The sequence below is a fragment of the Actinomycetospora lutea genome (assembly GCF_028737205.1).
GTDB lineage: Bacteria > Actinomycetota > Actinomycetes > Mycobacteriales > Pseudonocardiaceae > Actinomycetospora > Actinomycetospora lutea.
The window spans coordinates 100,707-121,771 of sequence record NZ_JAQZAL010000021.1; the positions used below are offsets into that span (position 1 = coordinate 100,707).

Here is a 21,065-nt window from a genome sequence, read left to right on the forward strand (position 1 = left end):
CTCGACGGCGACGGGCGCGTCGAGCAGCTGCTGGTCGACGGTGACGGCGACGGCCGCCACGAGCTCGCCTACCTGTCGTCGGAACCCGGCTCGCCGTCGGCGCGGTGGGACCTGCTGCTGCTCGACACCGACGGCGACGGGGCCGTCGACACCCTCGCCGGGGACGGCGCGGCCGGCTGGGTGTCGCCCTGATCCCCGGCCCGGCGCTGCTGCCAGCGCAGCGCCAGCTCGTGCACCACGAGCCCGAGCAGGTAGATCGCGGCGGCGAGCACCAGCAGCAGCGGCGAGCGCCCGCTGGGCGGGCAGAGGAACGCCGCGCCCGCCACGGCGATCACGTAGGTGACGTTGAAGGTGGTGTCCGAGAGCGAGAACACCCGCCCGCGGACGTCGTCGCCGACCTCGCGCTGCACCGCCGCGTCCGAGCAGAGCTTGATCGCCTGCCCGACCAGGCCGAGCACGAACGAGCCGGCGAGGATGGTGGGCAGCGTCATCGGGAGACCGAGGGAGAGCAGCGCCACCGCGGCCAGCACGAGCATGACGCGGACCGTGCCCGTGCGGCCGACCTTCCCGGTGAGCCACGGCGTCACCACCGCCGCGACGCCGAGGCCCGCGGCGACGGCGGCCACCACCTCGCCCAGCCCGGCGATCCCGGCCTTGAGCGGCCCGACGTCGGTCAGCGAGTTCCGCATCAGCAACATCACCACGAGCGTGGTGATGCCGAACGCCAGCCGGTGGGCGGCGACGGCGCCGAACGCCGCGAGCACGCCGGGGGCGTCGCGGGCGGCGCGGGCCCCGTCGACGAGACCGTGCGCCACGGCCCGCAGCGCCTGGGCGGCCTCGCTGCGCTCGTCGGGCCCGAGCGAGCCGCGGGCGATCGTCGTGGCGACCAGCACGATGACCAGCGAGCCCACGGCGGCCACGGCCGTCGTCCACGCGGCGTCGGTGTCCTGCGGGCCGATGAGCCCGCGCAGCCCGATCGCGCAGCCCGCGCCGATCGCCGCGGCCACCGCGCCCGACGTCGTGACCAGCGAGTTCGCGCCGACGAGGTGCTCGTCGGCCACCACGTGGGGCAGCGCGGCGGACAGGCCGGCCTGGATGAAGCGGCTCACGCCGATCGTGGCCAGCGCGCCCAGGTAGAGCCCCGGCCCGGTGACCCCGGCGAGGACCACCCCCGCCGTGAGCAGCGTCAGCACCCCGCGCAGCGCGCCGGCGACGATCATGACGCGCCGGCGGTCCCAGCGGTCGAGCAGCGCGCCGGCGAAGGGGCCGATGAGCGAGTAGGGCAGCAGGACCGTGGCCAGCCCCAGGGCGACCATGAGGGGGTCGGCCTCGCGCTCGGGGCTGAAGAGCACCAGCCCGCCGAGCGCCGCCTGGAACACGCCGTCGCCCCACTGCGCGGCCAGCCGGACCGTCAGGAGCTTGCCGAACCCGGGGTGGACGAGCAGCTCGCGCAGCCGCCGGACCGGGTTGCGTGCCGGGGTCGCGGCGGCCGCGGGCGCGGCGGGGCCGGGAGCGACGGTCACGGGCACCCACGCTACGCGGTCGGGCACGCCCGCAGTCCCGGCAGCGGTGTCGGGAATCCGCCCGACCGATCGGCGCACGCCGGGACGGGCCCGCTGCCTCGTCGCGGCGGCCCATCCGTGCCCGGACGTGCTCGCGACCGCCGCGTGACCGCCCCGTGACCATGCGGACGTGCCTGCCGCCCCGCCGTGCACCGGTGCGACGATGGGGCGCGTGGCCAGTGGTGTGGGTGAACATCAGCAGGCCGAGGTCGAGGCGGGGACGCTCCTCGTGGCCTCCCCGACCCTGACCGACCCCAACTTCGCGCGCTCGGTCGTCTTCGTCATCGACCACCGGCCCGCGGGCACCCTCGGGGTCGTGCTCAACCGGCCCAGCGAGGTCTCGGTCGCCGATGTCCTGCCCGGCTGGGACCCCCACACGACCCGCCCGAACGCCGTGTTCGTCGGCGGCCCGGTCGAGCAGCGCACGGCGCTGTGCCTCGCGGCGCTGCGCACCGGCGAGGACCCGGCGAGCACCGGCGGCGTCGTCGGCGTGCGCGGGCCGCTGGCCCTCGTCGACCTCGACGGCGACCCCGACGACCTCGCGCCCCGGGTCCGCGGCCTGCGCGTGTTCGCCGGCTACTCGGGCTGGGACCGCGGCCAGCTCCAGGGCGAGATCGGCCGCGGCGACTGGTACGTCGTGCCCGCCCTGCCCGACGACGTCCTCGCCCCGGCCGGCTACGACCTCTGGGGCGGGGTCCTGCGCCGGCAGGGCGTGCCCCTGGCCCTCCTCGCCACCCACGTCAGCGAGCCGCGCCGGAACTGACGCGCCCTGTCCCGCAGCGAACGGGTATCTCGCTGCTTCTCTGCGCACGAACTCCCCGTTCGCTCGCCGCGCCGGGGCGGGTGCGAGCACCTAGCGTCGAGCACGTGCGACGCGTCGAACCCGGGCCCGGTCAGGAATCGGTGTGGGACTACCCCCGCCCGCCCCGCGCCGAGGCCGTCCGTCGGCGCGCGGTCGTGACCCATGCCGGGACGGTCGTCGCCGATTCCGACGATCTCGTCCGCGTGCTCGAGACCAGCCACCCGCCGACCTGGTACCTGCCGCGCACCGCGTTCGCCGACGGCGTCCTGCGCCCCGCGCAGCGGCGCACGGTGTGCGAGTGGAAGGGGACGGCGCGCTACGTCGACATCGTGGTGCCGGGCGCGGCGCCGCTGACCGAGGTGGGCTGGTGGTACCCCCAGGACGCGGTCTACCCGGCGCTCGCCGACCGGGTCGCGCTCTACCCCGCGCCGTTCGACGAGATCACCCTCGACGGCGAGCGCGTCGAGCCCCAGCCCGGCGGGTTCTACGGCGGCTGGATCACCGCGGACGTCGTCGGCCCGTTCAAGGGCGGGCGCGGCACCTGGGGCTGGTGAGTCAGGCCCCGGCCTGCGACCGGGGGCAGATCGCGCACGTCCCCCCGCACACGCCGGTGGCGGGCGCGCAGTCGTCGGCGGGCGCGGGCTCCTCGGGCGCGCCCGCGGTGCACGGCGTGGCCGGCAGCGCCATGAGCGCCTCGTGCTCGGCCTCCTCCGCGTCGGCGAACCGCGCACCCACGACGCCGCCGGCGCCGAGCAGCCCGACCAGGGCGAGGGCGCCGAGCACGATCATCGTCACGCCCGCGGCGGTGGTCGCGGCGGCGAGCGCGGCGCCCGCCCCGACGAGCCCGGCGACGCCGGCCCCGACGAACGCCGGCGCGGCGGCCCGGTTGGCGCGGCGGAAGGCGTCGACGCTGCCCATGGTCCACACCGTGCGCACGCCGAGCACTCGGTTGCGGGGCAGGCGGTGGCACAGCGCGAGCACGCCGGCGCCGCCCACCACCAGGGCGGCCGCCGCCAGGACCAGGGCCGGGACGATCACACCCCCAGAGTAGGCTCGATGCGTCCTCGCAGGGATCCGCGGTGCCCCGTCGTGCGGCGCCGGACCCGACCGCGGGCTCCCCGCGGAGGACCCCAGGTCGAACTGCAGGAGGAACCCGTGACCGCCGAGCCCGAGGTGGCGAGCCGCGCCGACAGTGCCGGCAGCGGCAACGGCACCCCGCCGTACCGCTACACCGCCGCGCTCGCGAACGAGATCGAGCGGCGCTGGCAGGACCACTGGGAGTCCGCGGACACCTTCGCCGTCGCGAACCCGTCCCCGGACCACCCGGGGCCCGCGGGCGAGAAGTTCTACCTGATGGACATGTTCCCGTACCCGTCGGGCGCGGGCCTGCACGTCGGGCACCCGCTGGGGTTCATCGGCACCGACGTCCTGGGCCGCTTCCTGCGCATGACCGGGCGCACGGTGCTGCACACCATGGGGTTCGACGCGTTCGGGCTGCCCGCCGAGCAGTACGCCGTGCAGACCGGCACCCATCCGCGGACCACCACCGAGGCGAACATCGCGCGCTACCGCGCCCAGATCCGCCAGCTCGGCCTGGCCCACGACCAGCACCGCTCGGTGTCCACCACCGACATCGACTTCTACCGCTGGACCCAGTGGATCTTCCTGCAGATCCACGGCTCCTGGTACGACCGCGAGGCCGACCGCGCCCGCCCGATCACCGAGCTCGAGGAGGAGTTCCGCGCGGGCATCCGGGCGCTGCCCGACGGCCGCGACTGGACCGCGCTCTCGCGCCCCGAGCAGGACCGCGTCCTCGACGACCACCGGCTGGCCTACCTGGCCGACGCGCCGGTGAACTGGTGTCCCGCGCTGGGCACGGTGCTCTCCAACGAGGAGGTCACCGCCGACGGGCGCTCCGAGCGCGGCAACTTCCCGGTGTTCCGGCGCAACCTGCGTCAGTGGATGATGCGGATCACCGCGTACGCCGACCGCCTGGCCGACGACCTCGACGGCGTCGACTGGCCCGACTCGGTCAAGACGATGCAGCGCAACTGGATCGGGCGCTCGCAGGGCGCGCAGGTCCGGTTCCCGGTCGCGGGCTCGGACGCGGTCATCGAGGTGTTCACCACCCGTCCCGACACGCTGTTCGGCGCGACCTACATGGTCGTCGCCCCCGAGCACCCGATCGTCGACGTCATCGCCCCGGACGCGTGGCCGTCGCCCCGGACCGGCGAGGACCTCGACGGGCGCTGGACCGGCGGCGCCGCGACCCCCGCGGAGGCGATCGAGGGCTACCGCCGGGTCGTCGCCTCGCGCTCCGACCTCGAGCGCCAGGAGGCCCGCGACAAGACCGGCGTGTTCACCGGCGCCTGGGCGACCAACCCCGTCAACGGCGAGCCGCTGCCCGTGTTCGTCGCCGACTACGTCCTCATGGGCTACGGCACCGGCGCGATCATGGCGGTGCCCGGCCAGGACCAGCGCGACTGGGACTTCGCGACCGTCTTCGGCCTGCCGATCCGCCGCACGGTCCAGCCGCCGGCGGACTTCGAGGCGTCCGGGGGCGAGGCCTACGTCGGCGCCGGCCCGGCGATCAACTCGGCCAACGACGAGGTCTCGCTGAACGGCCTGGGCGTCGACGAGGCGAAGGCCGCGATCGTCGCGTGGCTCGTCGGGCGCGGTGACGGCGAGGCGGTCGTGCAGTACAAGCTGCGCGACTGGCTGTTCTCCCGCCAGCGCTACTGGGGCGAGCCGTTCCCGATCGCCTACGCCGCCGAGGGCGAGAGCGACGGCGGGCCCTCGATCCCCCGGGGGCTGCCCGACAGCGACCTGCCGGTGCTGCTGCCCGATGTGGAGGACTACGCGCCGAAGTCGTTCGCGCCCGACGACCGGGACTCGTCGCCGGAGTCGCCGCTGGCCCGCGCGACCGAGTGGGTGGCGTTCTCCGCGGACCTGCCCTCGGACCCGGAGCGCGGCTTCGCCGAGTACCTGCGCGAGACCAACACGATGCCGCAGTGGGCGGGGTCGTGCTGGTACTACCTGCGCTACCTCGACCCGGACAACAAGGAGCGCTTCGTCGACCCCGACGTCGAGCGCTACTGGCTGGGCCCGCGCTCGCCCGGCGACCCCGGCGGCGTGGACCTGTACGTCGGCGGCGTCGAGCACGCGGTGCTGCACCTGCTGTACTCGCGGTTCTGGCACAAGGTGCTCTTCGACCTCGGCCACGTCTCGTCGTCGGAGCCGTTCCGCAAGCTGTTCAACCAGGGCTACGTCCAGGCCTGGGCCTACACCGACGCGCGCGGGGTCTACGTGCCGGCGGAGGAGGTCGTCGAGGACGCGTCGTCGGCCACCGGATTCACGTGGAACGGGGAGCCGGTCTGCCAGGAGTACGGGAAGATGGGCAAGTCGCTGCGCAACGTGGTGACGCCCGACGAGATGTGCGAGGCGTACGGCGCCGACACGTTCCGGCTCTACGAGATGTCGACGGGGCCGATGGAGGCCTCGCGGCCGTGGTCGACGCGCGACGTCGTCGGCTCGCACCGCTTCCTGCAGCGCGTGTGGCGCCTCGTGATCGACGAGCAGACCGGCGCGCTGCGCGTCTCCGACGCCGAGCCCGACCGCGACACCCTGACCGCCCTGCACAAGGCGATCGACGGCGTGCGCTCGGACCTGCCGGCGATGCACTACAACACCGCGGTCGCCAAGCTCATCGAGCTGGCCAACCACCTGACCAAGACCTACCCGAACGGCGGCGCCCCGCGCTCGGTGATCGAGCCGCTGGTGCTCCTGCTCGCGCCCCTGTGCCCGCACCTCGGCGAGGAGCTGTGGTCGCGGCTGGGCCACCCGGAGACGCTGGCCTACGCCCCGTTCCCCGAGGCCGACCCGGCCCTGCTCGTCGAGGACTCCGTCGAGTACCCGATCCAGGTCGACGGGAAGGTCCGCTCGCGGATCACGGTGCCCGCGACCGCCGGCGAGGACGACGTCCGTGCGGCGGCGCTCGCCGAGGCCAAGGTCGTCGAGCTCCTCGCGGGCGCGGACCCGCGCAAGGTCATCGTCGTCCCCGGACGCCTGGTGAACATCGTCCGCTGAGGTCGGGGCCGCGCCGGGGCTTTCTGAGCGAAGGGCACCTTCGGTCGGGTAGATGGGCGAGGAGTGCCCTTCGCTCAGAACCCAGGGCGACCCGCGAGCCTCAGGCCGGGCCCCGCTCGCCGCGGATGAACTCCTCGACGCGGTCGTAGGCCACCGAGTCGCGGTACTGCTCGGGCGGTGACTTCATGAAGTACGACGACGGCGCGAGCAGCGGGCCGCCGATGCCGCGGTCCATCGCGATCTTCGCGGCGCGGACGGCGTCGATGATGATGCCCGCGGAGTTCGGGGAGTCCCAGACCTCGAGCTTGTACTCGAGCGAGAGGGGCACGTCGCCGAAGGCGCGGCCCTCGAGGCGCACGTAGGCCCACTTGCGGTCGTCGAGCCACGGCACGTGGTCCGACGGGCCGATGTGCACGTTGCCCTTGCCCATGTCGCGGTCGATCTGCGAGGTCACGGACTGCGTCTTCGAGGTCTTCTTGGACTCCAGGCGCTCGCGCTCGAGCATGTTCTGGAAGTCCATGTTGCCGCCGACGTTGAGCTGCATCGTGCGGTCGAGGTGGACGCCGCGGTCCTCGAAGAGCTTCGCGAGCACGCGGTGGGTGATCGTGGCGCCGACCTGCGACTTGATGTCGTCGCCGACGATCGGGACGCCCGCGTCGGTGAACTTCTGCGCCCACTCGGGGTCGGACGCGATGAACACGGGCAGGGCGTTGACGAAGGCCACGCCGGCGTCGATGGCGCACTGGGCGTAGAACTTGTCGGCGTCCTCGCTGCCCACCGGCAGGTAGGAGACGAGCACGTCGGCGCGGGCCTCGCGCAGCGCGGCGACGACGTCGACCGGCTCGCTGTCGGCCTCGGTGATGATCTCGCGGTAGTAGCGGCCGAGGCCGTCGAGGGTGTGGCCGCGCTGGACGGTCACGCCGGTCGGCGGGACGTCCGCGAACTTGATCGTGTTGTTCTCCGAGGCGCTGATGGCGTCGGCGAGATCCTGGCCGACCTTCTTCGCGTCGACGTCGAACGCCGCCACGAACTCGAGGTCGCGCACGTGGTACCCGCCGAAGTCGACGTGCATCAGACCCGGCACCCGTGCGGCCGGGTCGGCGTCGGCGTAGTAGTGCACGCCCTGAACGAGCGACGCGGCGCAGTTGCCCACGCCCACGATCGCCACTCGGACCGAACCCATGGCTGTTCTCCTCTTTGTCTCTTTCGGGGTGGCGGGTGACGGGACCTGCGGAGTCAGGCGCCGTGGGGGGTCGGACGGGCTCCGGGGCCCGGCTCGTCGTCGGGGGGTGTCCGCGGTGAGCCCTCCCCGCGTTCCGCGGCGATCAGCTCGTTGAGCCAGCGCACCTCGCGCTCCGTGGACTCGAGGCCGATGCGGTGCAGCTCACGCGTGTAGTGGTCGATCTGCTCACCGGCGCGGGAGAGCGTCGAGCGCAGCCCCTCGCGGCGCTCCTCCACCTGGCGGCGCCGTCCCTCGAGGATGCGCATCCGCACCTCGACCGGGGTGCGGGAGAAGAAGGCCAGGTGGATGCCGAAGCTCTCGTCGTCCCACGCCTGGGGGCCGACCTCGGCGAGGAGCTCGTCGAAGCGGTCCTTGCCCTCGGCGGTGAGCTCGAACACGCGCCGACCCCGACGCGTCTTCGAGCCCCAGGTGCTGCGGGACGACGCCCGCGCCCGGGAGGACGCGACGGTCTCGGCGCCCTCCTCCGGTCCGTCGGCCGGCGCGTCGGTGGTCTCGGCGATCAGCCCCGCACGTTGGAGCCGGCGCAGGGTCGGGTAGAGCGACCCCCACGAGAACGCCCGGAACGTGCCGAGCCGGGCGTGCAGCTGCTTGCGCAGCTGGTACCCGTGCATGGGGGCCTCGTGGAGCAGGCCCAGCACGGCGAGCTCGAGCACGGCCACCTCCCCCACGCGTCCCGACCCGCCGCGACGATCACGACGTCCGTGGCGTCTACCATATCGGACCGATACATCAGGCGTCGCCGATCCGCGATCACGTCACAGTCGCGCGGGTCGTCCGGCGTGCCCGCGAGCGGGGGACGCGGGACGCCGTGCATGGCTAGGCTGGCGTCGTGCCGGGAGTCCGTCAGGTCGTCGACTACGCGCTGCAGCGCCGCGCGGCGCTCGCCGACGTCGCCGCGGGCCGCGTGGCCACCGCGGACGCCTGCGACGCCGGGACCTACCTGCTCCAGGCCGCCTCGTACCACGGTCGGCCGACCGCCCGGACGTGCCCGCTGTGCCAGCGGGAACCCCTCGTCGAGGTCATGTGGGTCTTCGGCGAACGACTCGGCGCGGCCGCCGGATCCGCTCGTTCCGCCGACGAGATCCACCGGTTGGCGGATGCGATCAGCGAGTTCACCGTGCACGTCGTGGAGGTCTGCCGGTCGTGCCGGTGGAACCACCTCGTACAGTCATACGTCCTGGGAACCGACGATGCGTCGGGAGGGGGCCGCCGGCGGCGCCGGACCGCCTCCCCCTGACGCCGATCGGGACCGGGTCCGACGGGAACCCCCACGGGACGGACGAGGAACCACCCGGCAATCGGGAGGCGATCGGTGGACGACGAGCGGCGCACGGACCGCGGGGGCGGTCGACCCCCCGGTGCCGATCGCGGCACCCCGCCCGCGCCGCCGGCCCGGTCCGGCCCGCGCGGCGACCGCCACGGCGGAGCGCCGCCGGGGGGCCCGAACGGGGCCGCACCGGGCCGCCCGTCCGGACCGCCGCCGGGCCCGCCGGGCCCGCCGGGACCGCCGGGACCGCCGGGACCTCAGCCCGGTCCGGGTCGCCCGCTCCCGCCGCAGGGCGGCCGCCCGCCGGGGCCGCCCGGCCCGCCGCACCCGGGTGACCACGGGCTGCCGCCCGGCTGGCGCTCGGTGCCCCCGTCGCGGAACCCCACCCACCACCCGCCCGCGGCCCCCACCGACGCTCCCACGGTGGCGAACGGCGCCGCGGTCGATGCGCCCGGCGCACGACGCAGCGCCGTCGGCACGGTCACCCCGCCCGAGGGCCGGGAGACGGCGCGCGAGCCACGCCTGCTGACCCACGACGGTGGACGCCCCACCCGCGTCGACGGGGGACGCCACGGTTCGGCGACGCGGGCGATGGCCCCGACGGCGACGGCCGCGACGTCGCGCTCGGCGATGGGCGCCGGCGGCCTGTCCGGCACCGCCGTCGCGCCGTCCCGCACCCGTCCCGGTGGCGGGGACGACGGCGGCGACGAGCCCCCGCGCGGACGGCGGAAGCCGCCCGGCCCGGGGCCCGATCCCCGCAAGCGCCGCAACCGCCGTCTCCGGCGCATCGCCTACGTCCTGCTCGGCCTCCTCGTGCTCGGCCCGGTGCTCGCCTTCGCGGTCGGCTGGATCTTCTTCCGGGTGCCGACGCCCGACGACGCCACCAACAACCAGCTCGCGACGATCTCGTACGCGAACGGCTCCTCGCTCGCCTCGCTGGTGCCCGAGCAGGGCAACCGGATCAAGGTGCCGATCACCCAGGTGCCGCTGCACGTCCAGCAGGCGGTGCTCTCGGCCGAGGACCGCTCCTTCTACTCCAACCTCGGCTTCGACCCGGTCGGCATCCTGCGCGCGGTGTGGCTGCAGGCCACCGGCGGCAGCGGCGGCGGGTCGACGATCACTCAGCAGTACGTGAAGAACACGCTGGTCGGCGACGAGTACTCGATCTGGCGCAAGTACCGCGAGGTGGTGATCGCGGCGAAGATCTCCCAGGAGCAGAGCAAGGAGGAGATCCTCGGCAACTACCTCAACACGATCTACTTCGGCCGCGGTGCCTACGGCATCCAGGCCGCGTCGCAGGCGTACTTCGGCAGGGACGTCTCGCAGCTCTCGGTCTCCGAGGGCGCGATGCTCGCCGGGCTCATCCAGTCGCCGTCGCGCTGGGACCCCGCCGTCGACCGCGGCATGTCCGAGCAGCGCTGGAACTTCGTCCTCGACGGCATGGTCAGCCAGAACTGGCTGCCCGCCGCGGAGCGCGCGGGACAGGTCTTCCCCGCGGCGATCCCGCCGCAGCCCCGGCGCAGCGGCATCCCCGACAACGACCGCGGGCACATCGTCTCCGCGGTGCGCGCCGAGCTGAACTCCTACGGCATCACCGAGCAGCAGGTGAACCAGGAGGGTCTGCAGGTCACGACGACGATCGACCCGGACCGGCAGGACGACGCGGTCGAGTCCGTCGAGCGTCGCCTGCGCGGCCAGCCGCAGAACCTGCGCACGTCGCTCGTGTCGGTCGACCCGCGCACCGGCGCGATCCTCGCCTACTACGGCGGGGAGGACGGCTCCGGCTTCGACTACGCCCAGGCCCAGCGCCAGCCGGGCTCGTCGTTCAAGCCGTTCGTGCTGCTCGCCGGTCTGCAGCGCAACCCGTCGCCGATCGGGCTCGGCACGACCTTCGACGGGTCGAGCCCGCAGACGATCGCGGGCACCGAGGTGGAGAACAACGAGGGCGAGAACTGCGCCAACTGCGACCTGCGCACGGCGATGACGCAGTCGATCAACACGGTCTTCTACCAGCTCGGCGTGCAGGTCGGCCCCCAGCGCGTGGCCGACGCCGCGCACCAGGCGGGCATCTCGGCCGAGCTGCCCAACCCCAGCGGCGGCATCTCGCTGGGCGACCGCGAGGTCCGTCCCGGCGACATGGCGGCGGCGTACGCGACGTTCGCCGCGGACGGCGTCTACCACCGGCCGCACCTCGTCAGCCGCGTCACCACCGCCGACGGCCGGGTGCTCTTCGACGCCGGCGCGCCCGCGGGCGAGCAGCGGATGAGCCAGCAGCTCGCCCGCAACGTCACCGAGTCGATGCTGCAGGTGGCCGACCACTCCGGCATCCCGCTCGCCGGCGGGCGCCCGGTCGGCGCGAAGACCGGCACCGTGCAGTCGTCGGTGGACGGGCAGAACAACGACGCCTGGACGGTGGGGTTCACGCCGTCGATCTCGACGGCGGTCTGGGTCGGGACCGACGACAACACGCCCATCAAGACCCGCGACGGGCGCCCGATCTACGGGCGCGGCGTGCCCGGCCAGATCTGGCAGGGCTACATGAACGACGCCGTGCAGGGCGACCCCGTCGAGCAGTTCTCGGACTTCCGTCCCATCGGCGCGCCGCCGCAGACGACGCCGACCGCTCCGCCGGAGCAGCAGTGCGTCGAGGGTCAGCCGTGCCCGCCGGAGGACCAGGGCCAGGGCGGCGACCCGGGCCAGGGCGGCGACCCGGGCCAGGGTGGCGGTGGCGACCAGGGCCAGGGCGGCGGTGACCAGGGCCAGGGCGCCGGAGGCGACCAGGGCCAGGGCCAGGGTGGCGACCAGGGGCAAGGTGGCGCCGCGGCCGGTGACGCCGGCGGTGGAGACGGCGCCGGCGGCGGCCAGGGCGGCGGCGGCGGGCAAGGCGGCGGTGACGGCGGCGGTGGAGACGGCGCCGGGGGCGCTCTGGTCCCTGGTGGTTGACCGTCGCGCTGACCGACTCTCCGCCGGTGGGTCGCCGTGACCGGCTCGCCGACGCGGGCCCGCACCCACGACCCGGCCTCGCTCGGCCCGGACCAGCGGGTCCGTCCCACCCAGGAGGACCCGTTCGTCGCGTCGCTGTCGACCGTGGTCGGCGGCCCGCTGGGCGAGCACGCGGTGGCCGGCCGGGCGCGGTTCCTCACCCCGCTGCGGGTGGTGCTGCTCCTCGCCGTGACGGTGCTGGCGCTCGCGTGGTTCGCCAAGGCGCCGTGCCTGCAGCAGTACCCCGGGGACAACGGGCTCGAGCTCGACTGGCGCGACGGGCGCCAGTACGTGGCGATGTGCTACTCCGACACCGTCCCGCTCTACACCGCCGAGCGCCTCGACGTCGGCGGCATCCCCTACGGGACGTCCTGGGTCGACCGGCGCGAGGACGGCAGCGAGCAGGTCCGGTACATGGAGTACCCGGTGCTCACCGGGTTCTTCCAGTGGGCCAACGCGCGCCTCGCGGACCTGTGGCTGGCCGGCGCCGACGCCGGGCTGCTTCCGGGCGGGCTGGCGGTGGTCGTGTACTTCGACCTGTCGGCGTTCTGGCTGGCGCTCGCATGGCTGGTGACCGTCTGGGCGGTCGTGCGGCTGCGACCCGGACGGCCGTGGGACGCCGCGATCGCCGCGGTGTCGCCGCTGGTCGCGGTGCACGCGTTCACGAACTTCGACACGCTCGCGGTCGCCGCGGCCACCCTCGGGATGCTGGCGTGGGCCCGGCGACGACCCGGGCTCGCCGGGCTGGTCCTCGGCGTGGGCGCCGCCGCCAAGCTCTACCCGCTGTTCCTGCTCTTCCCGCTGCTGCTGCTGTGCCTGCGGGCGGGGCGGATGCGCGCGTGGGCGCAGGCCACGTGCGCTGGGGTGCTGGCCTGGGCGGCGCTGAACCTGCCGGTGGCCCTCGTCGCGCCCGTCGGGTGGTGGGAATTCTTCCGGCTCAACGGCCAGCGCGGCGCCGACCCCGACTCGCTCTACAACGTGGTCTCCGGCTTCACCGGGTGGAGCGGGTTCGACGGTCCGCTCGCGCCCGGGCAGCCGCCCTCGGTGCTCAACGCGGTCAGCGCGGTCCTGTTCGGGGTGTGCTGCCTCGCGATCGCGGTCCTCGTCGTGAAGGCCCCGCGCCGGCCCCGCGTCGCGGCGATCGCGTTCCTCGTCATCGTGGCGTTCCTGCTCACCAACAAGGTGTGGAGCCCGCAGTACTCGCTGTGGCTGGTGCCGCTGGCCGTGCTCGCCTACCCGCGCTGGCGCCCGCTGCTCGCCTGGATGCTGATCGACGCGCTGGTCTGGGCGCCGCGGATGTACTACTACCTCGGCACCGACGCCAAGGGCCTGCCCGCACCCTGGTTCCTCGGCGCGGTCGTCGTGCGGGACGTCGCCGTCCTCGTGATCGCCGGGCTCGTCGTGCGGACGGTGCTGCGTCCCGAGCACGACCCCGTCCGCACCCCGCGCGACCCGTCGTTCTCGGTCGGGCTCGACGACCCCGACGGGGGCGTGCTCGACGGGGCGCCCGACGAGACGCGGCGTCTGTCACGTGCCGACGCCGTGATCGACGCCGTGGCGCGGCCGCTGCGGCGGCGGGGACCTTCAGTCCCTCGATGAGGGCGACTCCTCCGATCGGGGTGTGTCGGTGGGCGACGACTCCGGCGGCCGGGTGAGTCCGGGCGTCACCACCGGGCGACCTCCTCGTTGGTCACCACGTGCCGCCGGTCGGCCCGCTCCCCCGCGGGGCCCTCCGGCACTCCCCGGGCAGATGGAGAAAGGTCCCCTTCATGGCGCTGCGTGCTCCCCGCCGCCTGCTGACCGCCGCCCTCGCCGGCGGACTGGTGACGGGCTCGCTGCTGCTCGGAGCCGGATCCGCGATGGCGGCCCCGAGCTCCGACGACGTCGTCGAGGCGCGCTGCGGGCAGACCGTCCGCGCCGAGCCGGGCCAGACCATCAAGGTGATCCCCGAGCTCGGCCTGCCCTTCGAGCGCGAGGTGCGCCGCGGGATGGAGCCGATCGCTCAGGTCGTCGGCGGGATCGGCGGGCTGCTCTGCCGCGTGCAGGTGCAGGTCGTGGAGCCGGTCGCGAGCGGGGTCGCCCAGGCGGCGCCGCCGCTGCGTCCGGCGACCGACCAGCTCAGCCGCGGCACCGGCGCCGTGCTCGACCCCACCCCGCAGCCGCGGGCGACCACCCCGCGCTCACAGGCCGCCACGCCCGCGCCGGCCGCCGCGGTCCCGACGCTCACCCCGCAGCAGGCGGCCGCCGCCGCGCCGGCGTTCGCGCCCGCCTTCGGCGCGCTCCCGTCCTCGTTCCTGCGCTCGGCGAGCGGCCCGGCGCCGGGTCTCGCGGCCTACGACCCGAACATGCTGCTCGGCTCGGCGTTCCCCGGCCTGCGCGCCGGCGCGCCCGCCTACCTCGGCTACGACGCCGCCAGCGCCGTCACCACCGCGAGCCAGGTCCAGGCGCTGCCGGTGGACGGGCTGACCGACGGCGGCGTGGGCGTGCCCGCCCTCATCGCGGTCCTCGCGCTCTCCGGCGTCGCGGCGTTCACCGTCCGGCGGATCGTGCTCGGCAAGGCGCCGGTGGCCGCGGGCGCGGCACCCGTGACCGAGCCGGCCGACGAGCTCGCCGAGGACGCCACCGAAGACGACGCGGCCGAGAACGCCACCGAGGACGCCACCGAGGACGATGCGGCCGAGGACGTCACCACCGCGGCACCGCGCACGCCGGTCCCCGCCTGAGCGCGAACTCGGCGGAACCGCGGCGCGCGCCGCTGCGTCGGACCTGGTAGGGGCCTCGGCGGGACGATCGTGGCCGGTTGGTAATCTGGGCGGACCGAGACCCCTCCTGCCACGGATCGTCCGTGGCCGCTGAGCCCACAGGAGGTGAGTGGTCCTCGTGCGCCACTATGAACTGGTCGTGATCCTCGACCCGAGCCTCGACGAGCGCACCGTTGCTCCGTCGCTCGAGACGTTCCTCAACGTCGTCCGCAACGACGGCGGCACCGTGGAGAACGTCGAGGTCTGGGGACGTCGCCGACTGTCCTACGAGATCGAGAAGAACGCCGAGGGCATCTACGCCGTCCTCGACATCAACTGCGAGCCCGCGACCGTCAAGGAGATGGACCGGCAGCTCGCGCTGAACGAGTCCGTGCTCCGCACCAAGGTCATGCGCCGCGACCCCGCCTTCGCCGGGCGCCGGGGCAAGGCGAACTGATGGCCGGCGACACGGTCATCACCGTGGTCGGCAACCTCACCGCCGACCCGGAGCTGCGGTTCACGCCGTCGGGTGCCGCCGTCGCCAACTTCACGGTCGCGTCGACGCCGCGCACCTTCGACCGCCAGAGCGGCGAGTGGAAGGACGGCGAAGCCCTATTCCTGCGCTGCAACATCTGGCGCCAGGCCGCGGAGAACGTCGCCGAGACGCTCACCCGGGGCGCGCGCGTCATCGTGCAGGGCCGCCTCAAGCAGCGCTCGTTCGAGACCCGTGAGGGCGAGAAGCGCACCGTCATCGAGCTCGAGGTCGACGAGATCGGCCCCTCGCTGCGCTACGCCACGGCGTCGGTCACCAAGGCCTCCCGCGGCGGCGGTGGCGGTGGCGGCTACGGCGGTGGCGGCGGCAACGGGGGCGGCGGTTACGGCTCCGGCGGCTCCGGGGGCTCCGGCGGCGGTGGCTGGTCCGGCGGGTCGGACGACCCGTGGGCTTCGGCACCGGCCGCGGGCTCCTCGGGCGGCGGCGGTGGGGGCGGTTACGACGACGAGCCCCCGTTCTAGATCTCACTCATCCCAGTTCTGCTCAGGAGAAGAACCACCATGGCGAAGCCGCCGGTGCGCAAGCCCAAGAAGAAGGTCTGCACCTTCTGCAAGGACAAGAACCAGCTGATCGACTACAAGGACACCAACCTCCTGCGGAAGTACATCTCCGACCGCGGGAAGATCCGCGCGCGCCGCGTCTCGGGCAACTGCTCGCAGCACCAGCGCGACGTCGCGGTCGCGGTGAAGAACTCCCGCGAGATGGCGCTCCTGCCCTACACCTCGACGGCGCGCTGAGGGAGGCCGACGTGAAGCTCATCCTCACCGCCGACGTCCCCAACCTGGGCGGCCCCGGCGACACCGTCGAGGTCAAGGACGGCTACGGCCGCAACTTCCTGCTCCCCCGCGGCCTGGCCATCGTCGCCACCCGGGGCGCGCAGAAGCAGGTCGACACGATCCGCCGCACCCAGGAGGGCAAGCGGATCCGCGACCTCGACCACGCCAAGGAGGTCGCCGGGCAGATCCAGGGCCTCGGCACCGTCACGGTCACCGGCAAGGCCGGGCAGGGCGGGCGCCTCTTCGGCTCGGTCACGCCGGCCGACGTCGTGTCCGCGGTCCGCTCGCAGGGCGGCCCGAACCTCGACAAGCGGTTCATCGACATCGCCGGGCACATCAAGTCCACGGGCGACCACGAGGTCACCGTGCGGCTGCACCCGGACGTCGCGGTCGCGCTGCCCCTGGACGTCCAGGGCGCCTGACCCCCCGCACCACCCACCTCGGGCCCGGACCGCCGCCGTGCGGTCCGGGCCCGACGTGTGTCCGGGCCGGTGACGGCCAGGTCCGTCGCGCGTGGATCCGACCGATCGGGAGCCGGGCGCCCGCCGGGCGGCGCCCGGCCCGCCCCGGCCCGCCCGGCGAAGCCCGGGCGCCGCTCGGCTCGCCACGCCCCGCCACCGGACGGACACGCCGACGACACGCCCCGGACGACGCGCCGGAGCGTTCTCCATCCACTTGTTGTCCACAGTGCGCACAGGTCGCTGAGCTGGGGTGATGCACCCACAAGGGTGGTTGCCAACAGGTTGTCCCCAGGTGTGTGCCCACCGCGGGGGTGTGCCCGGTGGATCGATCCCGGGGTTGTCCCCAGAGCATCCCCAGGGGCCCCTGGAGCGGTGCTCGACGGGGACCTACCGTGCCGTCCACGCGGTCGCGACGGCTGCGGTCGGGACCCGCCGCGTGCCGGTCCCGCCGGGCTGTCGGTGGGCGCTGCTAGAACGGGTGTTCGACGGGCACGGGTCGGCCGTGCCGGTCTCCGGGCGAGCGTGAGGGAGTGACCGCGTGGCGGTGCTGGACGATCGGGGGACGTCCGGGCGGGGCCCGGAACGTCCCGGCGCCGCGCCGCCGGAGTTCGACCGGCAGCCGCCCCAGGACCTCCCGGCCGAGCAGTCGGTGCTCGGCGCGATCCTGCTGTCCAAGGACGCCATCGCCGACGTCGTCGAGATGCTCAAGCCCGACGACTTCTACCGCCCGGCCCACCAGACGGTCTACGAGTGCGTGCTCGACCTCTACGGCCGCGGCGAGCCCGCCGACCCGGTCACGGTCTCCGCCGAGCTCGAGAAGCGCGGCGAGCTCCTGCGCATCGGCGGTGCGCCCTACCTGCACACGCTCATCGCGACGGTGCCCACGGCCGCGAACGCCGGCTACTACGCCGAGATCGTCGCCGACCGGGCGATCCTGCGGCGCCTGGTCGAGGCGGGCACGCGCATCGTGCAGCTCGGCTACCACGGCGCCGAGGGCTCCGACACCGACGACATCGTCGACCGGGCCCAGGCCGCGGTCTACGAGGTCACCGACCGCCGCGTCACCGAGGACTACGTGGCGCTCGAGGACGTCCTGCAGCCGACGATGGACGAGATCGACGCCATCGCCTCGCGCGGCGGCGTCTCCTTCGGCGTGCCCACCGGCTTCACCGACCTCGACGACGTCACCAACGGCCTGCACGCCGGCCAGATGATCATCGTGGCCGCCCGGCCCGGGATCGGCAAATCGACGCTGGGAATGGATTTTGCCAGGTCAGCAAGTGTCAAGCACGGCCTGACCTCGGCGTTCTTCTCCCTGGAGATGAGCCGCACCGAGATCGTGATGCGTCTGCTGTCGGCCGAGGCGAAGATCCGTCTGGCCGACATGCGCGCCGGCACGATGACCGACGACGACTGGACGCGGCTCGCGCGGCGCATGAGCGAGATCAGCGAGGCGCCGCTGTTCATCGACGACTCGCCCAACATGACGATCATGGAGATCCGGGCCAAGGCGCGGCGGCTCAAGCAGCGCCACGACCTCAAGCTGATCATCCTCGACTACATGCAGCTGATGACCTCGGGCAAGAAGGTCGAGTCCCGTCAGCAGGAGGTCTCGGAGTTCTCCCGGCAGCTCAAGCTGCTGGCCAAGGAGCTCGAGGTGCCGCTGGTCGCGATCAGCCAGCTCAACCGTGGTCCCGAGCAGCGCACCGACAAGAAGCCGATGCTCTCCGACCTCCGCGAGTCGGGGTCGCTGGAGCAGGACGCCGACATGGTCATGCTCATCAGCCGCCCCGACGCGTTCGAGCGCGACGACCCCCGCGCCGGCGAGGCCGACCTGATCCTGGCCAAGCACCGCAACGGCCCCACGGCGACCATCACCGTGGCCCACCAGCTGCACTACAGCCGGTTCAGCGACATCGCGCGGGGCTGAAGCCCGCGGGTGGGGGTCAGCGCGACCGCAGCGGCCACACCACGGCGACGGTGAGCGCCAGGAGCACGGCCATGAAGCCGACGGTGGCGGGCCAGCCGGCGAGGCCGTAGGCGACGCCGCCGAGCGTGCCGCCCACCGAGGATCCGACGTAGAACGCGGCGAGGTAGAGCCCGGAGGCCACGGCGCGCCCGTGCTCGGCGCGCCGGCCCACCCACGCGCTCGCGACGGGGTGCGCGGCGAAGAACCCGACGGTCAGCAGCACGAGACCGGCGATCACGACGGCGACCCAGGACATCAGCATCGCCGCGGCGCCGATCGCCGCGACGCCGGCGGCGCCGATGAGGACGGGCCGGGCGCCGACGCGGTCGGCGAGGCGGCCGGCCCGCGCGGACGTCGCGGTGCCGACCGCGTAGAGCACGAACACGAAGCCGACGACCAGCGGGGGCAGCGCGAAGGGCGGGCCGAGCAGCAGGAAGGTCACGTAGTTGTAGGCGCAGACGAACACGCCCATGACGAGCAGGCCGACGGCGAACAGCCGGCGCATCACCGGGTCGCGCAGGTGGGCCCCGACGTCGCGGAGGAGCGCCCCGACACCGACGGGCGCCGGGCGGGAGCGCCGCGAGGCGGGCAGCACCAGCGCGAACGCGACGAGGCAGGCGGCGGACAGCAGCGCGATGCCGGCGAGCGCCCAGCGCCACGAGCCGGTGAGGTCGGCCAGCGCGCTGACCAAGATCCGGCCGCCGAAGCCGCCGACCGAGTTGCCGGCGACGTAGAGGCCCATGGCGCCGCCGAGGTGACCTCCGTCGATCTCGTCGGCGAGGTAGGCCATCCCGACCGCGGGCAGCCCGGCCAGCGCGAGGCCCTCGAGCGCGCGCAGGACGAGCAGCAGCCCGAAGTCGGGGGCGAGCGCCGCCCCGAGGCCGAGCGCCACCGCGGCGACCAGCGAGCCGAGCATCACCGGGCGCCGGCCCCAGCGCTCCGAGAGCGCGCTGGCCGGGATGATGCCGACGGCCACGGCGGCGGTGCTCACCGAGACCGACAGCGACGCCGTCCCCGGCGTGATCCCGTAGGCGTCGACGAGCGCCGGGAGCAGCGGCTGCGTGGCGTAGAGCAGCGCGAACGTCGTGAAGCCCGCGAAGAACAGCCCGACGGCGACCGGCCGGAACCCGGGGTCGCCGCGGCGCAGGGCGGCGGGCTCCGTGCGCTCCAGCGATGTCGACATCGTTGCCAAGGCTAACGGTCGGGGGCGTCCCCTCGCTCGGTCTCCTCCGTCACCCACCCCAGGTACGGCCCGTGCCCCCCGACCACCGGCAGGACGAGCACCTCGGGCACGTCGTAGCCGTGCTCGACGACGAGCCGCGCGGTGAGGTCGTCGACGCGCGCAGCGTCGGTCTTGAGCCAGAGCTGCCACTCCGGCTCCACGGAGACCGCGCCCTCCCACCGGAACACGCTGCGCACCGGGCCGGCGATCTGCACGCACGCCGCGAGGTGCGCGTCGACGAGCAGGCGGGCCAGCCGCTCGGCGTCGTCGGCGGAGTCGGTGGTGGTCAGCACGACCCGGGCGGTGGGTGCGTCGGACATCGGAAGAGCCTCCGGCGGTGTCGGTCCGTGCCACGATGCGCCGATGCTCCTCGTCACGGGTGCCACCGGGTTCGTCGGGTCGGCGGTCGTCGCGTACCTGCACGAGCAGGGGTACGCGGTCCGGGCCGTGGTCCGCGACCCGTCCCGTGCCGACGTCCTGCCCGACGGTGTCGAGCGGGTGGCCGCCGACCTCGCCGACGCCGACTCGCTGGCCCGGGCGATGGACGGTTGCGAGGGCGTCTTCCACCTCGCGGCCGCGGTGGGCGTGCCGGGGCCGGAGGCGCGCGAGCTGAACGTCGGCGGCACCCGCCGGGTCGTCGAGGCCGTCCGCCGCGCCGGGGTCCGGCGGCTGGTGCACACCTCGACCAGCGCGGCCATCTGCGTCCCCGACCCCGACGGACCCGGCTGCCTGGTCGCCGAGGACGCCGCGGGCGGCACCGCGCTCACCGACCCGTACTCGACGACGAAGGCCGAGGCCGAGGCGGTCGTGCTGGACGCCGTCGCCACCGACGGCCTCGACGCGGTCGTCGCCACCGTCGTCAACGTCTACGGGCCCTCGCCGCGGGGGCCGCTGAGCTACAACCAGCTGCTCGCGGCCGCGGCGCGCGGCGAGGTCGGGGGCATCGTCGACACGCGCGTCGGCTGGACGCTCGCGCAGGACGTCGCGGCGGGCCAGCTCCTGGTCTTCACCGACGGCGAGGTGGGCCGGCGCTACGTGCTGTGCGGGGAGGTCGCGTCGTTCCCCGAGGTGCTCGACACCTTCTGTGCGCTCGCCGGCAGCCCGCACCGGGTGCGGCGCCTCCCGCAGGGCAGCGAGCTCCCGCCGGACGCGCCGCCGTTCGCCGACCGGTCGGTCGTGTACGGCCACCTCGGCGGCTACCGGGTCCGCGACGACGGCGCCCGGGCGCTCGGTGTCGCGGCCCGCGGGATCGCCGACGGGCTCGCTCTCACCGCGCACTTCATGCCCACCTGACGCACCCGGGCGTCAGCCGTCCGGGGTCGTGCGGGAGGGTCCGGTGGGAGATCGGACACGCCCGCCGTCGCTGGTCGGCCGGGGATGCCAGTCTGGATCCCACGGCTG

19 protein-coding genes are annotated in these 21,065 nt (G+C 74.4%); 13 read left to right on the forward strand and 6 right to left on the reverse strand.

The window, feature by feature from the left end; translation table 11 throughout:
• Positions 1–68: 68 nt before the first annotated feature.
• A complete protein-coding gene (locus PHK61_RS22030; RefSeq protein ID WP_274283159.1) occupies positions 69–1,523 on the reverse strand; it encodes an MFS transporter in 1,455 nt (484 codons plus the stop codon).
• Positions 1,524–1,734: 211 nt separating this feature from the next.
• Between PHK61_RS22030 and PHK61_RS22035 the strand changes: the two genes are divergently transcribed.
• Positions 1,735–2,325, forward strand: a complete 591-nt coding sequence (locus tag PHK61_RS22035) for a YqgE/AlgH family protein (RefSeq protein WP_274283160.1) — start codon at positions 1,735–1,737, stop codon at positions 2,323–2,325.
• Between the two features lie 104 nt (positions 2,326–2,429).
• Positions 2,430–2,918, forward strand: a complete 489-nt coding sequence (locus PHK61_RS22040; protein ID WP_274283161.1) for a DUF427 domain-containing protein — start codon at positions 2,430–2,432, stop codon at positions 2,916–2,918.
• A 1-nt stretch (position 2,919) separates the two neighbouring features.
• Here the strand turns inward: PHK61_RS22040 and PHK61_RS22045 are convergent, their stop codons facing one another.
• Positions 2,920–3,402 carry an SdpI family protein gene (locus PHK61_RS22045; protein WP_274283162.1) on the reverse strand — a complete coding sequence of 161 codons (483 nt, stop codon included), beginning with the start codon at positions 3,400–3,402 and terminating at the stop codon, positions 2,920–2,922.
• 135 nt (positions 3,403–3,537) lie between these two features.
• Here PHK61_RS22045 and PHK61_RS22050 point away from each other — a divergent pair, with 135 nt between their 5' ends.
• Positions 3,538–6,450 carry a leucine--tRNA ligase gene (locus tag PHK61_RS22050; protein WP_274283190.1) on the forward strand — a complete coding sequence of 971 codons (2,913 nt, stop codon included), beginning with the start codon at positions 3,538–3,540 and terminating at the stop codon, positions 6,448–6,450.
• A 100-nt stretch (positions 6,451–6,550) separates the two neighbouring features.
• Here PHK61_RS22050 and PHK61_RS22055 read toward each other — a convergent pair whose 3' ends face one another.
• Together PHK61_RS22055 and PHK61_RS22060 are read right to left on the reverse strand one after the other, a co-directional pair.
• Positions 6,551–7,633, reverse strand: a complete 1,083-nt coding sequence (locus tag PHK61_RS22055; protein ID WP_274283163.1) for an inositol-3-phosphate synthase — start codon at positions 7,631–7,633, stop codon at positions 6,551–6,553.
• 53 nt (positions 7,634–7,686) lie between these two features.
• Positions 7,687–8,346 (reverse strand): PadR family transcriptional regulator, encoded by a 660-nt coding sequence (locus PHK61_RS22060; protein ID WP_274283164.1) that lies wholly within the window; start codon positions 8,344–8,346, stop codon positions 7,687–7,689.
• 176 nt (positions 8,347–8,522) lie between these two features.
• On the opposite strand from PHK61_RS22060, the gene PHK61_RS22065 reads away from it, so the two are divergent.
• From PHK61_RS22065 to dnaB, 9 genes are all read left to right on the forward strand, one after another.
• Positions 8,523–8,930 (forward strand): DUF5318 family protein, encoded by a 408-nt coding sequence (locus PHK61_RS22065; RefSeq protein WP_274283165.1) that lies wholly within the window; start codon positions 8,523–8,525, stop codon positions 8,928–8,930.
• 453 nt (positions 8,931–9,383) lie between these two features.
• Positions 9,384–11,903, forward strand: a complete 2,520-nt coding sequence (locus PHK61_RS22070) for a transglycosylase domain-containing protein (protein ID WP_274283166.1) — start codon at positions 9,384–9,386, stop codon at positions 11,901–11,903.
• A gap of 36 nt (positions 11,904–11,939) precedes the next feature.
• Positions 11,940–13,541 carry a glycosyltransferase family 87 protein gene (locus PHK61_RS22075; RefSeq protein ID WP_274283167.1) on the forward strand — a complete coding sequence of 534 codons (1,602 nt, stop codon included), beginning with the start codon at positions 11,940–11,942 and terminating at the stop codon, positions 13,539–13,541.
• A 170-nt stretch (positions 13,542–13,711) separates the two neighbouring features.
• Positions 13,712–14,665, forward strand: coding sequence for a hypothetical protein (locus PHK61_RS22080; RefSeq protein ID WP_274283168.1), 954 nt, complete (start codon positions 13,712–13,714; stop codon positions 14,663–14,665).
• Between the two features lie 148 nt (positions 14,666–14,813).
• The gene (gene rpsF / locus PHK61_RS22085; protein WP_274283169.1) at positions 14,814–15,140 is read left to right on the forward strand and encodes a 30S ribosomal protein S6; all 327 of its coding nucleotides are present in this window, start codon (positions 14,814–14,816) and stop codon (positions 15,138–15,140) included.
• Positions 15,140–15,697: a single-stranded DNA-binding protein gene (locus tag PHK61_RS22090; protein ID WP_274283170.1), complete on the forward strand. Its 558-nt coding sequence runs from the start codon at positions 15,140–15,142 to the stop codon at positions 15,695–15,697. Before rpsF ends, PHK61_RS22090 begins: the two co-directional genes overlap by 1 nt.
• Positions 15,698–15,736: 39 nt before the next feature.
• Positions 15,737–15,973, forward strand: a complete 237-nt coding sequence (gene rpsR / locus PHK61_RS22095) for a 30S ribosomal protein S18 (RefSeq protein ID WP_133826840.1) — start codon at positions 15,737–15,739, stop codon at positions 15,971–15,973.
• 11 nt (positions 15,974–15,984) lie between these two features.
• The gene (gene rplI / locus PHK61_RS22100) at positions 15,985–16,434 is read left to right on the forward strand and encodes a 50S ribosomal protein L9 (protein ID WP_274283171.1); all 450 of its coding nucleotides are present in this window, start codon (positions 15,985–15,987) and stop codon (positions 16,432–16,434) included.
• A gap of 577 nt (positions 16,435–17,011) precedes the next feature.
• Positions 17,012–18,403, forward strand: coding sequence for a replicative DNA helicase (dnaB, locus tag PHK61_RS22105; RefSeq protein WP_378019094.1), 1,392 nt, complete (start codon positions 17,012–17,014; stop codon positions 18,401–18,403).
• 16 nt (positions 18,404–18,419) lie between these two features.
• Here dnaB and PHK61_RS22110 read toward each other — a convergent pair whose 3' ends face one another.
• Entirely contained in the window at positions 18,420–19,625 is a 1,206-nt protein-coding gene (locus tag PHK61_RS22110; RefSeq protein WP_274283172.1) for an MFS transporter, read from the reverse strand.
• 11 nt (positions 19,626–19,636) lie between these two features.
• On the reverse strand, positions 19,637–19,984 hold the full coding sequence (gene cutA / locus PHK61_RS22115) for a divalent-cation tolerance protein CutA (protein ID WP_274283173.1): 348 nt from the start codon (positions 19,982–19,984) through the stop codon (positions 19,637–19,639).
• A gap of 43 nt (positions 19,985–20,027) precedes the next feature.
• Between cutA and PHK61_RS22120 the strand changes: the two genes are divergently transcribed.
• Positions 20,028–20,957, forward strand: coding sequence for an NAD-dependent epimerase/dehydratase family protein (locus PHK61_RS22120; protein WP_274283174.1), 930 nt, complete (start codon positions 20,028–20,030; stop codon positions 20,955–20,957).
• Positions 20,958–21,065: the final 108 nt, after the last annotated feature.